Annotated in this window: 13 protein-coding genes and 2 pseudogenes; 6 read left to right on the top strand and 9 right to left on the bottom strand. The window is 64.1% G+C overall.

Translation table 11 applies throughout. From position 1 onward, the window contains the following. Window positions 1-299 precede the first annotated feature (299 nt). The 4 genes from RT028_RS04690 to tam all read right to left on the bottom strand — a co-directional run bounded on the left by RT028_RS04690 (window position 300) and on the right by tam (window position 4,611). Window positions 300-1,712, bottom strand: coding sequence for a DOPA decarboxylase (locus RT028_RS04690; protein WP_312932973.1), 1,413 nt, complete (start codon window positions 1,710-1,712; stop codon window positions 300-302). Between the two features lie 284 nt (window positions 1,713-1,996). Beyond that, window positions 1,997-2,941, bottom strand: coding sequence for a LysR family transcriptional regulator (locus RT028_RS04685; RefSeq protein WP_312932972.1), 945 nt, complete (start codon window positions 2,939-2,941; stop codon window positions 1,997-1,999). A gap of 49 nt (window positions 2,942-2,990) precedes the next feature. Continuing rightward, complete coding sequence (locus RT028_RS04680; protein WP_312932970.1) at window positions 2,991-3,701, bottom strand: YebC/PmpR family DNA-binding transcriptional regulator; 711 nt, start codon at window positions 3,699-3,701, stop codon at window positions 2,991-2,993. A 133-nt stretch (window positions 3,702-3,834) separates the two neighbouring features. Beyond that, window positions 3,835-4,611, bottom strand: coding sequence for a trans-aconitate 2-methyltransferase (tam, locus tag RT028_RS04675; RefSeq protein WP_312932968.1), 777 nt, complete (start codon window positions 4,609-4,611; stop codon window positions 3,835-3,837). A 381-nt stretch (window positions 4,612-4,992) separates the two neighbouring features. On the opposite strand from tam, the gene mntP reads away from it, so the two are divergent. The 3 genes from mntP (at window position 4,993) to RT028_RS04660 (ending at window position 8,086) form a co-directional block, all read left to right on the top strand. Then, entirely contained in the window at window positions 4,993-5,559 is a 567-nt protein-coding gene (gene mntP, locus RT028_RS04670) for a manganese efflux pump MntP (RefSeq protein WP_312932967.1), read from the top strand. A 137-nt stretch (window positions 5,560-5,696) separates the two neighbouring features. Beyond that, complete coding sequence (ppnN, locus tag RT028_RS04665; protein WP_312932965.1) at window positions 5,697-7,070, top strand: nucleotide 5'-monophosphate nucleosidase PpnN; 1,374 nt, start codon at window positions 5,697-5,699, stop codon at window positions 7,068-7,070. Between the two features lie 365 nt (window positions 7,071-7,435). Then, complete coding sequence (locus RT028_RS04660; protein WP_312932963.1) at window positions 7,436-8,086, top strand: TIGR04211 family SH3 domain-containing protein; 651 nt, start codon at window positions 7,436-7,438, stop codon at window positions 8,084-8,086. Window positions 8,087-8,304: 218 nt separating this feature from the next. Here RT028_RS04660 and RT028_RS04655 read toward each other — a convergent pair whose 3' ends face one another. Next, window positions 8,305-8,928: an SMI1/KNR4 family protein gene (locus RT028_RS04655; RefSeq protein ID WP_312932961.1), complete on the bottom strand. Its 624-nt coding sequence runs from the start codon at window positions 8,926-8,928 to the stop codon at window positions 8,305-8,307. A 150-nt stretch (window positions 8,929-9,078) separates the two neighbouring features. Between RT028_RS04655 and soxR the strand changes: the two genes are divergently transcribed. Continuing rightward, the gene (gene soxR, locus RT028_RS04650) at window positions 9,079-9,522 is read left to right on the top strand and encodes a redox-sensitive transcriptional activator SoxR (RefSeq protein WP_312932959.1); all 444 of its coding nucleotides are present in this window, start codon (window positions 9,079-9,081) and stop codon (window positions 9,520-9,522) included. A gap of 245 nt (window positions 9,523-9,767) precedes the next feature. Here the strand turns inward: soxR and RT028_RS20285 are convergent. The 4 genes and pseudogenes from RT028_RS20285 to RT028_RS04635 form a co-directional block, all read right to left on the bottom strand. Next, a pseudogene (locus tag RT028_RS20285) lies at window positions 9,768-10,202 on the bottom strand (methyl-accepting chemotaxis protein); the annotation flags it as partial. A gap of 102 nt (window positions 10,203-10,304) precedes the next feature. Beyond that, a pseudogene (locus RT028_RS20280) lies at window positions 10,305-11,021 on the bottom strand (PAS domain-containing protein); the annotation flags it as partial. A 52-nt stretch (window positions 11,022-11,073) separates the two neighbouring features. Beyond that, window positions 11,074-12,918 carry a GGDEF and EAL domain-containing protein gene (locus RT028_RS04640; RefSeq protein WP_312932955.1) on the bottom strand — a complete coding sequence of 615 codons (1,845 nt, stop codon included), beginning with the start codon at window positions 12,916-12,918 and terminating at the stop codon, window positions 11,074-11,076. Next, window positions 12,915-13,199 carry a hypothetical protein gene (locus RT028_RS04635; RefSeq protein ID WP_312932953.1) on the bottom strand — a complete coding sequence of 95 codons (285 nt, stop codon included), beginning with the start codon at window positions 13,197-13,199 and terminating at the stop codon, window positions 12,915-12,917. The genes RT028_RS04640 and RT028_RS04635 overlap by 4 nt, the downstream gene beginning before the upstream one ends. Before the next feature lie 355 nt (window positions 13,200-13,554). On the opposite strand from RT028_RS04635, the gene RT028_RS04630 reads away from it, so the two are divergent. Both RT028_RS04630 and yghU read left to right on the top strand, forming a co-directional pair. After that, window positions 13,555-13,710: a hypothetical protein gene (locus tag RT028_RS04630; RefSeq protein ID WP_312932951.1), complete on the top strand. Its 156-nt coding sequence runs from the start codon at window positions 13,555-13,557 to the stop codon at window positions 13,708-13,710. 187 nt (window positions 13,711-13,897) lie between these two features. After that, a complete protein-coding gene (gene yghU, locus RT028_RS04625) occupies window positions 13,898-14,734 on the top strand; it encodes a glutathione-dependent disulfide-bond oxidoreductase (protein ID WP_312932949.1) in 837 nt (278 codons plus the stop codon). Window positions 14,735-14,886: the final 152 nt, after the last annotated feature.

Below are 14,886 nucleotides of genomic sequence, written 5' to 3'. Positions count from 1 at the left end.
GTTCTGGTCTGTTCTGTTCGGCGTTCCGGTCTGCGCCAGATGAGCGGCGGCCGAGCCCTGGGCTCGGACAGGCGCCGGGGCCAACGCTGTAGCACGTGCGTGGCGACGGCATGCACCGCCGACGCACGAGGCGGCGGGCAGCCTTCGGTCAGCGTAGCCGAGACAGGTTGCAGGTCTAATAGAGGCTGACTAACGAAGTGATAGAGGACGTTACAGGGGCGAGCTTGCTGACGAACAAACGTCAGGGCCGCTGCGGCTTGCGTAAGTGATCGCGCGGTCAGCCACCGGCCCTGGCGCAGTTACCCCTGCACCGCCTCGCACAGTGCGTTCCACAGCGCCTGCACGTGCGCCCGCTCGGTTGGCAATGCACCGATCGACACGCGCACCATCCACTGTCCGTCCAGCTTCGCGGGCGTGACGTAGGCCTGCCCGCTGGCATTGAGCCGCGCGGCCCAGGCCTGGGTGTGCGCCTCCAGCGCCGGGCCCTCCAGGCCTGGCGGGCAATGGCGCAGGCACAGGGTCTGCAACGGCACTGGCGCCAGTACCTGCCAGTCGGCGCCGTCCTGCACCTGCTCGGCCAGCCAGCGGGCGTTGTCGAGGTCGCGACGCAGGCGTTGCTGTAAGGTCTCGACCCCCTCGCTGCGCAGCAGGAACCACAGCTTCAGCGCACGGAAGCGCCGGCCCAGGGGAATACCCCAGTCACGCAGGTTCTTTACCTGATCATCCACACTCGACTGCAAATAGCTCGGGTTGGTGCTCATCACGCGGATCAGGTGCTGCGGGTCGCGCACGAAATACAGCGAGCAGTCGAACGCCACGCCCAGCCATTTGTGGGCGTTGACCACCAGTGAGTCGGCCAGCTCGATGCCCTGCCACATCCAGCGGCACTCGGGCAGGATCATCGCCGACCCGGCCATGGCGGCATCCACGTGCAACCAGAGGCCATGGGCCTGGGCGATCTCGCCGATGGCCTGCAACGGATCGAGCGCGGTCGTGGCGGTGGTGCCGGTGGTGGCGATGATGGCGCATGGCTGCTTGCCGGCGGCCAGGTCCTGTCCGATGGCGGCCTGCAAGGCTTCAGGGCGCAGCGCATAGTGCTCGTCGGTGGCGATCAGGCGAATGTTGTCGCGGCCAAATCCGGCCAGCAACGCGGCTTTGTCGACCGAGCTGTGGGCCTGGGCGCTGGCATACACCATCAGCGGCTTGTCCTGAGCCTGCAAACCTCCGGCAGCCAGCGCGTAAGCCGTGGCACGTTCACGGGCGCAGATCAGCGCCACCAGCGTGCTGGTCGAGGCGGTGTCCTGAATCACCCCGCTCCAGCCGTCAGACAGGCCGAGCAACTGGCGTGTCCAGTCGAGCGTGGTTTCCTCAAGTTCACTGAGCGCCGGGCTCGACTGCCACGACAGGCCGAGCACGCCGAGCCCCGTGCTGAGGAAGTCGCCGAGCACGGACGACAGCGTGCCGTTGGAGGGGAAGTAGCCGAAGAACTGCGGGTGCTGCCAATGCGACAAGCCGGGCATCAGCAACTGGTCGACGTCTTCGAGAATGCGGCTGAACGGTTCACCGTGTTGCGGTGCTGCGTCGGGCAATGCGGCCTTGAGGTAGCCCGGCTCGACCTGGGCCATCACCGGACGCTCGGCCACGTGCTGGCGATAGTCGGCGATCAGGTCGATGAGCTGGTGGCCATGCTGACGGAATTGTTCGGGGGTCACGGGCAGTGGCTCCTTGAGGGGTCGATGGATGCGCCGAGTGTAGGCGTCCATCGCGTACCGCAGGTACTGCGGCTGGCGCATAGCTGCTATGGGCGAAGCGGTGAGTTGCGCGGTAGTCGGGATGCCGCGTCGCGCACTCGGGGCTGTCGGCGGTGGGCCTCCGCGCGGTAGGGAGGGCTTGGCAACGGACACGGCGATTTCCGCCTGAGCCCCAGTTGCCAGCTGGCAAGCCGCGCTGCCTGGGCGAACTGCGTTGGGTCGCCAGCCAGTGGCGTCCGCCCACGCTACGCCGTTGGCGCTGGACGGCTCTGCACGCTGAACTGTGATTCCCGCCACAGGGCAAACACTCGCTCGCGCAACCAGCGGTGTTCGGGCGAGCCGTGCCAGCGTTGGTGCCACACCACCCAGTAGCGTTGGCTGTGTTCGACGAATCCCAGGCGGCGCCAGGTCAACGGGTGGCGCTGGCAGAGCTGGCGGGCGATGTGTTCGGGCAAGGTCGCCAGATACCGGGTGCTGGCGAGCACCTGCACGGTAGCGGTGAAGAACGGTACATCGAGGACGATGCGCCGCTGCAGGCCCTGCTCACGCAGATGACGGTCGATGAAACTGTCCTTGTCGCCGCCCGCGCAGATGCGCACATGGCTGTAGGCAAGATAGTCGGCCTGGCTCAACGTACTCACGGCGGCCAGCGGGTGATCACGGTGCATCAGGCAGACCACGCCATCTTCGCCCAGCACACGACCATGCAGGTTGGCCGGGGAATCGTCGAACAAGGTGGTGGCCAGGTCTATCTCATCCGTGGCCAGCAAGTCATAACGGCCCGCCTGCCAGGTACGAAAGCTCAACGACACACCGGGCGCCTCGTGCTCCAATGCCGCGACCAGCGCCGGCAGCATGTGCTCGGCCACATAATCCGACGCGGCCAGGCAGAATCGCCGCGTGCAGCGCGCCGGGTCGAATGCCGCCGGCTGGGGCAAGGTGCTGAGCGACTGCAGAACGGCTTGCAGAGGGGCGCGCAACTGCTCGGCCTGCTCACTGAGCACATAGCCACGACCCTGGCGCACCAGTAACGGATCGGCAAACGCCTGGCGTAGCTGCGCCAGCTGACGGCTCAGGGCCGACTGGCTGCAGCCCAGGTGCTGGGCGGCGTGGCTGAGGTTCTTCAGGTGCAGCAGGCAATCGAGGGTGCGCAAATGCGCCAGGCTGAGCGAGGCAAACGCAGCGTTCATGGGCAGGGCCTGCGCTGCCGGGGCCGCGAGCGGGCCCCGGCGCGGTGCATCACTCGGTGAGGCCGACGTAGACGTTCTGCACGTCGTCGTGGTGGTCGATGGCTTCCAGGAAGGCTTCGACCTCGGCCAGGGCCTCGGCACTGAGGCTCGAAGCACTGATCGGGTTCTTCGGGGTGTAGCCGATCTTTGCCGCGGTCACGGTGAAACCGAATTCCGGCAGGGCTTTCTGCACGGCGCCCAGGTCGGTGGTTTCGGTGATGAACAGGGTTGAACCCGGCTCTTCGCCTTCTTCGAAATCCTGAGCGCCCGCTTCGATGGCGGCCAGCTCCGGGTCGGCATCACCCTCTGGGATGGCTTCGATCAGGCCGACGTGGTTGAAGTCCCACGACACCGAACCACCGGCGCCCAGTTGGCCCTTGCGAAAGGCCACACGGATCTCGGCAACGGTACGATTGACGTTGTCGGTCAGGCATTCGACGATCAGCGGCACCTGATGCGGGGCGAAGCCTTCATAAGTGACGGCGGTGTACTGCACGGTATCGCCATCAAGGCCCGCGCCCTTGCGAATGGCGCGTTCCAGGGTTTCACGGGTCATCGAGGCCTTCTTGGCCTGGTCCACGGCCAGGCGCAGACGCGGGTTCATGTCCGGATCGGCGCCCGACTTGGCGGCGATCTGAATCTCCTTGGCCAGTTTGCCCATGACCTTGCCCTTGGCATTGGCCGCGGCTTCTCTATGTTTGGCTTTCCACTGTGCGCCCATGGCAACTCTTCTCTATGGTCTCTGTGGCCGATTCAGGAAGCGATCGGCCCAAACGTGGGGTGCAGTTTATACGCCCTCGACGAGGTCTCGACAACTTCGCGTGCACCCGCAAACCCTGCGCTGCGTCAGCTGTTCAGCGCGTCGCCACGATGAACAGCCGGGGGAAGGCCAACAACACCTGGCCGTCGTCGACGCCCGGGTAGTCGGCGCGCAAGGCCTCGCGGTAGTGCGCCAGGAATGCGCCCTGTTGCCGCTCATCGAGCCGCGCCAGGTAGGGCCGCAGTGCCGAGCCCTTGAACCACTCCACGACCGCGTCCACGCCGCCGGCCAGAGGGTGATGGTAGGTGGTGCGCCACACGTCCACGCGCGTGCACAGCGGGTCGAGCAGCTCGAAATAGAAGGTCGCCGGGTGGCGCGGTGGCAGGCTCAGATCCGCGAACACCGACGCCCACTCGCCGCTGCCAGCGACCTCGCGCAGGCGGCGATGGCCCGGCTCGTCGAGGTTGTCGGGGGTCTGCACGGCCAGGCTGCCGCCTTCGCTCAACTGGCGGATCAGGTGGGGATAGAGCGCCGCGTGATCGGGCAACCACTGCAACGAGGCGTTGGCCAGGATCAGGTCCTGGGGTTCGGGCGCCGCCCACTGGCCGATGTCAGCCTGCTCGAAACGCACCCGCGGCACGTTCAGGCGTGGCCGCCGGCGCGCCTGGTCCAGCATGTCCTGGTCGTTGTCCAGCGCGATCACCTGGGTATCCGGGTAGCGCTGCAGCAGCACCTCGGTGGAATTGCCGGGGCCGCAGCCCAGGTCCGTGGCATGCCGGACCGGGCGCGGCGCTACGGCAGCCAGCAAGTCGCGCACCGGTCGCGTGCGTTGGTCTTCGAAACGGGTGTACTGGCTGGCGGACCAGGACATGGACGACTCCTTGAGCGAGAGGGCCCCTAGCATAGGACAGCTGCGGACGATTGACAGCCACTGTGGGGCGGGCTGCGCACGGCGACCCTGCCATGCCATGCCAGACCTGCACGCCGGGTATTCCGTTTCCCTGGGTCACTAGGCATAATGGCCGCCCTTGTTGGGGAGTAGCCTGCGCAGCTGCCATCGGCACCGCGCGTTCACGTCAACATTCTCGGCAGCAGCCGTGGCGTGGACATCTGACGAGCCGCCTGAAACAGACCTGCGATCACGCAGGCACCCCCAGGCTGTTTGCGCGATTGGCGAGACCAACGATGCATCCATGCCCAAGGTCGGGCGTGTGGTTGTGTCGTTGACTCACAGCCCGACCGGACAACCACCGTGAATCCTGTTTCCCTCTTCTTCCTGGCCCTGGCCATGTCCACCGACGCGTTCGCTGCTGCCATCGGCAAAGGCGCGAGCCTGCACCGCCCGCGCTTGAGCGAGGCCCTGCGCACGGGCCTGATCTTCGGCGTCATCGAAGGCATCACCCCACTGATCGGCTGGGCCATCGGCCAGGCCGCGAGCGACTACGTGCAGAGCTGGGATCACTGGATCGCCTTCACCCTGCTGCTGCTGCTCGGCCTGCACATGATCTACAACGGTTGCAAGGACGACGACGGTGAAGACGAGAAGCCCACTCAGCACGGCTTCCTGATGCTGGCCGTCACCGCCTTCGCCACCAGCATCGACGCCCTGGCCGTGGGCATCGGCCTGGCCTTCGTCGACGTCAATATCCTGGTCGCTGCGGCCTCCATCGGCCTGGCCACCATGGTCATGGTGACCCTCGGCGTGATGCTCGGCCGGGTGCTGGGTACCCTGGTGGGCAAACGTGCTGAAATCGTCGGCGGCGTGGTGCTGATGCTGATCGGTGCAACCATTCTGTACGAGCACCTTGCCGTGCAGTGATCGGCGCCTGGGCAGCCGCCATTGACGGCCTCTGGCGTGCCCATGGAAGGCTTTTCACCTGACCCCTCGTTGCCACACGGATTTGTCGGTATGGTGGCAACGAAGAAGGATGTTCTACCTGCACAGGAAAGATCCAGATGCCCACACGCAACGTCATCAACGCCTCCGTCAGCCCCAAGGGCAGCCTGGAGACGTTGTCGCAACGTGAAGTCCAGCAACTCAGTGAAGCCGGCACCGGCACCCTCTACACCCTGTTCCGCCAGTGCGCCCTGGCCATTCTCAATACCGGCGCCCATGTCGACAACGCCAAGACCATCCTCGAGGCCTACCAGGACTTCGAGGTGCGCATCCACCAGCAGGACCGCGGCGTGCGCCTGGAACTGCTGAACGCGCCAGCTGACGCCTTCGTCGATGGCGAAATGATCGCCAGCACCCGCGAAATGCTCTTCAGCGCCCTGCGTGACATCGTCTACACCGAGAGCGAGCTGGCCAGCCAGCGCATCGACCTGGAAAGCTCCCAGGGCATCACCGACTACGTCTTCCACCTGCTGCGCAACGCGCGCACCCTGCGCCCGGGCGTCGAGCCGAAGATGGTCGTGTGCTGGGGCGGGCACTCGATCAGCAACGAGGAGTACCAGTACACCAAGAAGGTCGGCCACGAGCTGGGCCTGCGCAAGCTCGACATCTGCACCGGCTGCGGCCCGGGCGTGATGAAGGGTCCGATGAAGGGCGCCACCATTGCCCACGCCAAGCAGCGCATGACCGGCAGCCGCTACCTGGGCCTGACCGAGCCGGGCATCATCGCCGCCGAAGCGCCCAACCCCATCGTCAACGAGCTGGTGATCCTGCCTGACATCGAAAAGCGCCTGGAAGCCTTCGTGCGCGTTGGCCACGGCATCATCATCTTCCCTGGCGGTGCTGGTACGGCAGAGGAATTCCTCTACCTGCTGGGCATCCTCATGCACCCGGACAACGCTTCACTGCCCTTCCCAGTCGTGCTGACCGGGCCGCGCAGCGCCGAAGCGTTCCTGATGCAGTTGCATGCCTTCGTCGGTGCCACCCTGGGCGAAGCCGCTCAGCAGCACTACCAGATCATCATCGATGACCCTGCCGAAGTCGCACGGCACATGGTCGAGGGGCTGAAAACGGTCAAGCAGTTCCGCCGCGAGCGCAACGACGCCTTCCACTTCAACTGGCTGTTGAAGATAGACGGCGGCTTCCAGCACCCGTTCGACCCTACCCACGAGAACATGGCCAACCTCAGCCTGCGCACGGACCTGCCGCCGCACCAGCTGGCGGCCAACCTGCGCCGGGCGTTTTCCGGGATCGTGGCGGGCAACGTCAAGGACAACGGCATTCGCCTGATCGAGAAACACGGGCCGTACCAGATCCATGGCGACAACGCTGTCCTCGATCCGCTGGGCCGACTGCTGCAAGCGTTCGTGGATCAGCACCGGATGAAGTTGCCCGGTGGCGCGGCGTATGTGCCGTGCTATCAAGTGGTGAGCTGAACCTGCCTCATGCAAGAGCGCCGGCGCATCGCGTTCGTAAACCGGGCCGACTGCGTCGGCCATAGCGGCTGACCGGAGCGCCGGACCGGCCGCCCACAAGGATCGCTCGTGCCTGCACAACAAATGCTCTCAGGCCACCGCAGACCCTGTTGAGCGACTTCAGTCGCGATGGACGGCGAAGCCGGCCTGGTTGAGGCGCCGCGTACTACCAGAGAAAACGCGACTGCAGCCATTGCAGGTGTTTTCCTACCCCCTCGGTGAACCTGCCGTTATAAAAATGGTCTTTGCCTGACGGTCAACACACCCGACCGAATCACGGCCCGCTTCATGGGGCCTTCATTCGTCCCGTTCCAGCGAAGATCGACATGCCTGATTCCCGCCCTGCCCTTTCCGCCCGTTCTGTCCTGCGTGGCAGCCTGTTCGCCGCCCTGGCCGCACTCGCCTTGCCCACCCACGCCGAGACCCCGGCCAGCGATGCCCGCTGGGTCAGCGACAGCCTGAGCACCTATGTGCGCAGCGGCCCCACGGACGGTCACCGCATCGTCGGCAACCTCAAGTCCGGGCAGAAAGTCACGTTGCTGACCACCCAGGGCAACTATAGCCAGATCCGTGGGGAAAGCGGTGACCAGGTCTGGATTCTCAGCAGCGACCTGCAGAACGTGCCCGCGCCGGTCGAGCGTGTCCCGCAACTCGAAGCCCAGGTCAGCGAGCTGTCCGGCCAGCTCAAGACCATCGACGACAGCTGGAAGAACCGCGTGCAAGGCATGCAGGAAACACTCGACTCGCGCAAATCCCTGGTCGATGAGTTGCAGGCGCGCAACACGGCGTTGACCGAGCAGCTCGATGACAGCCAGTCTTCGCTGCGCGATGCGCAAGCGCGCCTGGGTGATGAGAACAAGCAAGTGATGATGCGTTACATGGTCTACGGCGGCAGCATTGCCGGCGCCGGCCTGCTGGTGGGCCTGATCCTGCCGGCGCTGACCCGCGGGCGCAAACGTAACGACCGTTGGTTCTAAAGCACCTGCTCGAGCGCTGACTGAACGGCTTGGCATCACGCCGGTAAACCGATGACAAACGCCGGCCGCGCCTGATCCCAGGCGCGTTCGGTTGCAGCGCCCTGTATCGAACTCGACGCTCTTCAGCGCTCGCTGAGTCGTCGCCTTCCTCATCGTCTCCCGAACACTCGGCAGATCGGCCCGTTACCGCTCAAGCCCAAAATCCTGCCCGAGCGCCGCTAGATCGGCGCCTCGCTGACCCGAGCGTTCCACTGCTCACGGAACCGCTCACGCCAGCCCGGACTGCCGCTGTCCAGCCACTTCAGCGTGGCAGCGATGCTCTCAGGGGTGATCAGAAACCGCTCGATGTGATCGACCACGGTTTCATCCGAGAGGTGCAGCAGCGCCAGGTAGGCGTCGAAGGAATCGGCCAGCACCACGTATTCATCACCCTGCTGACGGCGTCCGGTCCAGGCTGGCAATGCGGCGACCATGGCTGCGACGTCCTGGCGACCGTCACGCAGGTCCAGCAACAGCACACTCGAACCGCCATCGCGGCCAATTGGCAGCAGGCCGCTGGCGGGAAACCCTTCGACTTCCCGCAACTGCTCCAGCTCGTGCGGATTGCTTTCCCAGCTCCCCTCCGGATCGACGCTGAACAGGCTGAACGCCAGCGTCTCGCGGTCACCATTGGCCAGGGTCGCGACGACCTCGTAGTCCAGTTCGGCTCCGTTGAATGCGCCCAGGAAGGCGCGGTAGTCGTCGGGCAAGCGCGCGCCCAGGCGCGCTTCGAGCAATGCCAGAGCCTCGGCACAGGCCGGCTCGCCGGCGTCTTCGAAAATGAGTCCACGGTAGTGCGTCATGGGGTGCTCCTGGCCAGCTGAAGGGGGGGTCACTGCCTAGCTCTGTCAGCGTCAGTCGACCAAGGTTCCCGGCTGGGCAAGCGTCAGGCTTGCCTGAGGGCGCGCTAGCCTCTATAAACCTCAGCTATTGATGAGGTCAACGAGGTGTGCATGCTCGACGTACGAACGGCCCTGTCGGTCGGGGAAATTGCCCAACGCAGCGGCGTCACCGTGGCCACGCTGCATTTCTATGAATCCAAAGGCCTGATCCAGGCCTATCGCAGCGCCGGCAACCAGCGGCGCTACAGCCGCAACACCCTGCGCCGGGTGGCGATCATCAAGATCGCCAAGCGCGCGGGCATACCGCTGGCGGACATCAAGCGCGCCTTCGATGCATTGCCGGCCAACCGTGCATTGACGGCAGAAGACTGGAGCAACCTGTCCACGGCCTGGCGCGACCTGCTGACCACGCGCATCGACAGCCTGAGCCAACTGCGCGATCAGCTCGACAGCTGTATTGGATGCGGCTGCCTGTCCATGGGTGAGTGCCCGTTGCGTAATCCGGACGATACGCTGGCAGGCCAGGGCGCGGGGGCGGTGTTGCTGGAGGGTTAGAGATGCTGCCATGTGCGCATGCACAGGCCCGAGAATGACGACTGTAAATGCGCCAAGTACACCTGCTGGCGTGAGCCACGCACGGCTCGGTTCATCTGAGCGCCGACAACGGCTACGACCTGTCGGACAGGCGTCGCGGGATGCCTGATCGAGCACACCGAGGCAGCAGATCACGCACGGCGCCAGCCTGGGGCACGCGGATCATGCACGGCCTGTCGCTCGCACACCATTTGCCCCGGCCCCGTTCAGGACAGGTCCTGATTCACCTGGCTGATCGCCTGCACCACGCGCCTGGCGCCCTCCTGGATATCGCTGATCGAGGCCCCGGCCTGGGACGCGAACGACAACCCCAGCGCTGCACTGCCCTGGCTGTTCTCGATCTCGACGATGGCCTGGCTGGCGAGGTTCTGGTTCTGCGCCACCACGCCAACGATTTCCTCGGTAGCCTTGCTGGTACGCGCAGCCAACTGGCGCACTTCATCGGCCACCACCGCAAAGCCCCGGCCCTGCTCGCCGGCCCGCGCCGCCTCGATGGCGGCATTGAGCGCCAGCAGGTTGGTTTGCGAGGCGATGCCGCCGATGGTCTGCACGATCGAGCTGATCACCACCGACTGCTTGCCCAGTGCTTCGATCGTGACTGCGGCCGACTGCATCTGCTGCGACACGCTCTGCATGGTCGACACCGCCTGATTCACCACCGAGGCGCCCTCGTTAGCGCTCAAGTCGGTGCTGGTGGAGACCTCCAGCGCGGTCTGCGCCGCGCGTTTGACCTCATTCTCGCGCAGCACCTGATCGGTGATAACCGAGGCGAACTTGACCACGCGCACCAGCTTGCCCTGGGCGTCATTGACCGGGTTATAGCTTGCTTCGAGCCACACTTCGCGGCCACGGCTGTCGAGGCGCTTGAAGCGCCCGCGCACGAACTGCCCAGCATTGAGCGTGCGCCAGAACTCCGCGTAGGCAGGGCTGGCAACGTATTCAGGGTCGCAGAACAACCGGTGATGCTGACCTACCACCTGCCCCAGCGCGTAACCCATGGCACTCAGGAACTCCTGATTGGCGTCCAGCACCTTGCCAGAGAGGTCGAACTGAATGCTCGCGTTGGAGCGCAGCAGCGCATCGAGCAGCGCCTGGTTTTCCCGGCTCAGGCTGACTTCCACAGACACATCGCAGCCATAGCCGACCACCTGCTGCAAAGTGCCCGCCGAGCTGCGCATCGGATGCCAGGTGAGGCGCAACCAGGCCAGGCTGCCGTCGGCGCGCAGGAAGCGGTAGTCGTCACGCACCGGCACGCCCTTGGCCACGGCTTTGGCGTAGGCCTGGAAGCAGGGCAACTGGGAAACATAACCCGGCACCAGCTGTGAAAGTTGTTTGCCAATGATTTCAGTGTGGGCGTAACCCAGCGCAGCGGCAAAGGCGGCGTTGGCTTCAATGACACGATTGTCGGCATCCAGCCTGAGGGCGATACCGGCCTGTTCCAACAGGCCGAGCAACTGCATTGCCTGCGCAAGGTCGACTTCGCGCTCGGCCAACTTCGCTTTCAGATGCCGGTTAAACATGATCAAGACCTACTGTGAGTTCAGAGGGAACAACAGGAACGACGGGGGTTTGCGGCCAGGCAGCCGAGACGGCTCGGGCGTGAAACCACGCCTCGAAGGCGGCCACCGGCATTGGCCGGGCAATCAGGAATCCTTGCGCTTCATGGCAGCCCAAGGCGCGCACGTGCTCCAGCTGTTCCGCGGTCTCGACGCCTTCGGCCGTAACCTGGTAGCCCAGATCGATGGACAGCTCGACGATGGTCTTGACCAGAATGCGCTCGCGTGGGCAGGCCGCCGAGGTCTGCACCAACGAGCGGTCGAGCTTGACCACCGAAGCGGGAATCCGGCTCAGATAAGCCCAGTTGCTGTAGCCCGTGCCGAAATCATCGATGGCAATGTGGATGTTGGCTGCGCGGGCTCGGGCCAGTTGCTGCTGAACCATGCCCAGGTGCTCGACCAGCATGCTTTCGGTGAACTCCAGCTGAATCCGCTCGCTGCTCAGGCCGTGGCGTTGCAGCCCGTCGAGCAGGGCGTCCATGAATGCCGGGCTTTCCAGATCACTGGCGGTGACGTTCATACTGAGGCTGAAGTCCAACGCGCGGGTGCGCTGCAAAATGTCGAATACCGCGTTCATGACCCAGTTGCTGAGCAGTGGCATCAGCGCGGTCTTCTCGGCCAGTGGCACGAACTCGCCCGGGGAGATGGCGCCGAGCTGAGGGTGCTGCCAGCGCAGCAGCGCTTCTGCTGAACCACACACTCCACTGGTGAGGTCGATACGCGGCTGCAGATGCAGGTGCAACTGATCGTCACTGAGCAACGCTTTGCTCAATGACGACAGCAGGATGAAGGCACGGCGCTGTGCGGCATCGTCTTCGGGTTGGTAGCCGGCGCAGCGCGACGGTGTACGGCGAGCCGCATCGGCGGCACCGACAGCGCGGCGCAACCACTCAAGATCACCGCCATCGCCATCGCCATCGCTTTCGTTGATGTGCCAGATCCCGACGCCCACATCCAGTGACACCGGAATGCCGTGGCACTCGATGGACGCCAGGAGCACCGTGACCATGCGTGCGGCCAACGCCTGTATGTCACGGTGCGCCGGCACAAGCGTACCGAAACGCGTTGGGCTGATGCGATAGACCTGCAGGTCAGCGTCGACATGTTGCAGCAGCCGCTCCTTGATGAGCAGGGTCATGTCGTGGGCGAAGTTGTAGCCCAAGGCCTTGACCACATCATTGAGCTCGGCAGCCTGAATCACATCGAAAACCATCAGCGCGAAACGTTCGCCACACGCCAGCCGATCCCGCACGTCGCATTCGAGCTTGATGCGGTTCAGCAGGCCGGTGGGATGATCAAGGAAGTTGCGCTGGCGAATGCCGTCGATGATGCGCATGGCGCACTGGGCAAAGGCCACCAGCATGGCCAGATCGTCCGCGCTCATCGCCGGTCGCGCGACGGTGTCGACGATGCAGAAGCTGCCGATGGCGAAGCTGTCATCGACAGTCAGCGGTACGCCGCAGTAATAGCGAATGCCAGGGTCGCCGATCACCAGCGGGTTGCTGGCGAAGCGCTCATCGGCAGTGGCGTCAGTGACTTCGAAAGGCTTGGCATGCACGATGGTATGGGTACAGAACGACACATCGCGCGGAGTGCTCTCGGCAGCGATGCCGGTTCTGGCCATGAACCACTGCTGACGCTCGCTGACGATCGCCACCAGGCACATGGGGACTTTGAAGTAGGCGCTGGCCAGTTCCACGAGCGGGCGCAATTCGCCGCGCGCGTCGTCATGCGCGAAGCACAGACTCGCCACCTTCGCCAGACGCTGAGGTTCATTGAGTGGAATAGGTACTCCGTTCATTGTGCCCTCACTGGCCAAGCCGCCATCTGCTGAAACTCAGCATCACAAAAATCAAGCAGCAACGCCATCATTTTGCCATTAATGTTTTCAATGGCGACGGTGGGGCCATTTGAAATAACCAAGTGTTTCAACAATAGGTGTCCGGAAAGGAATTGAAAAGCGTGCGCAACCGTGGCTTCACCCCGCCCCGCAACACACTCTGAAAGCCTGTAATACGGGGATGGAAGCGGATCATGGCAATGAGCCATGAAGCAGACCCGGACACTGTACATTCGTTCCATGGCGCCCCCTGAGTTTTCCATCGCCGCATACACGGAAGAATGACTGGCGGCATTTTATTGCCGCCAAAAGAGTGACGAGTACGCGGAAAGTATGAAAACGCGCGCTCGGGATTAATGCTTTATCTATCGGCCACGTGCCGGGAAACTGTATGCAGATATTCAGGAAACGATGCACAGACATTAGGTACTTGGCCTCAAGCGAATGAGTGAGACGAGCACTAATAGTGATTAGCACTTAAGTAGCAGCCGTGTCCGGACGGCCTGCTGTGACCCTGGGCAGCTCGCAAATCCTGTTGGCCGCTTGACCCCCTGCTCGTCACGCCGGACGATCGCAGTCCCAGACAAGGAGCGAGTCATGTTGCACAAGGTGATCTGGCAGGCAGCGACTGATGGCACCCGCACACTGCGCTACCGCGCAGGGGCAGATGCCGAGGCGCTGCTCGATCGGCGCAAGTCGGTGGATGATGCAACGTTCATGGGTGATCTGAAGCGGCAGTTCGGGCTGGCCTGATGGCGTACTCCAGAGATTGCCGGGAATGCCTAACGCCAAGCTGCCCCGCATTGGGGGCACACGCAAACACTGACGGCAGGCAGCGCCGCACGCGTGTGCGATGATGCGGACGTGCGTTCGAACCCACGGCGCTGCTTGCAGGTCTACCGCAGGGCGCGCCCATTTCCCCCAGGTTCAGGAGACCTTCATGAGCACTGCCTACGTACCCCCCAAGGTCTGGCGCAACGATGCTGCCTCAGGCGGCAAGTTCGCCAGCACCAACCGCCCGGTTGCCGGGCCCACCCATGAGAAAGCGTTGCCCGTGGGCAAACACCCGCTGCAGCTGTATTCCATGGGCACGCCCAATGGGGTCAAGATCACGATTCTGCTCGAAGAGCTGCTGGCGCTCGGCCACAGCGCTGCCGAGTACGACGCCTGGCTGATCCGCATCGGTGAGGGCGATCAGTTTTCCAGCGGTTTCGTCGAGGTCAATCCGAACTCCAAGATCCCTGCCCTGCTCGACCTCGGGGTCGAACCGCCGTTGCGAGTGTTCGAATCGGGCGCGATCCTGCTGTATCTGGCAGAAAAATTCGCGGCCCTGCTGCCCGAAGATCTTTCGGCACGTACCGAAACCTTGAACTGGCTGTTCTGGCAGATGGGCTCGGCGCCTTACCTGGGTGGCGGTTTTGGCCACTTCTACGTGTATGCGCCGGAAAAAATCGAGTACGCCATCAACCGCTTCACCATGGAAGCCAAGCGCCAGCTCGATGTGCTCAATCGCCGCCTGGAGGAAAGCCCGTACCTGGGCGGCGCGGACTACAGCATCGCAGACATTGCGGTGTGGTCGTGGTACGGCCAGTTGGTGCTGGGCACGGTATACGACGCCGCTGAATTCCTTGCGGTCGAGGAGTACCCGCATGTGCTGCGCTGGGCCAGAGCCATTGCCGATCGGCCGGCAGTGAAACGCGGCATCCGCGTCAATCGCACCTGGGGCGATGAGGCGACTCGGGTGCCGGAGCGTCATAGCGCCGCGGATCTGGACTGAACAAGACGCGGTGAGGCAGCAACGGGAAGCAACGTTCCCGTAATGATGCTCATCTGCACACCCTGAGGCCTCGTCTCGCCGTCGCCGCTCGACACAACGCCGTTTTCCCTCTGAAAAACGGCGTTGGTGTTGCTGCACTGCCCAGGACACCT

Origin of the sequence: Pseudomonas sp. (genome assembly GCF_032058845.1) — a bacterium.
Classification (GTDB): Bacteria; Pseudomonadota; Gammaproteobacteria; order Pseudomonadales; family Pseudomonadaceae; genus Aquipseudomonas.
The sequence above is the reverse complement of the archived record's forward strand: the minus strand, read 5'-3'. Positions and strand labels throughout refer to the sequence as shown.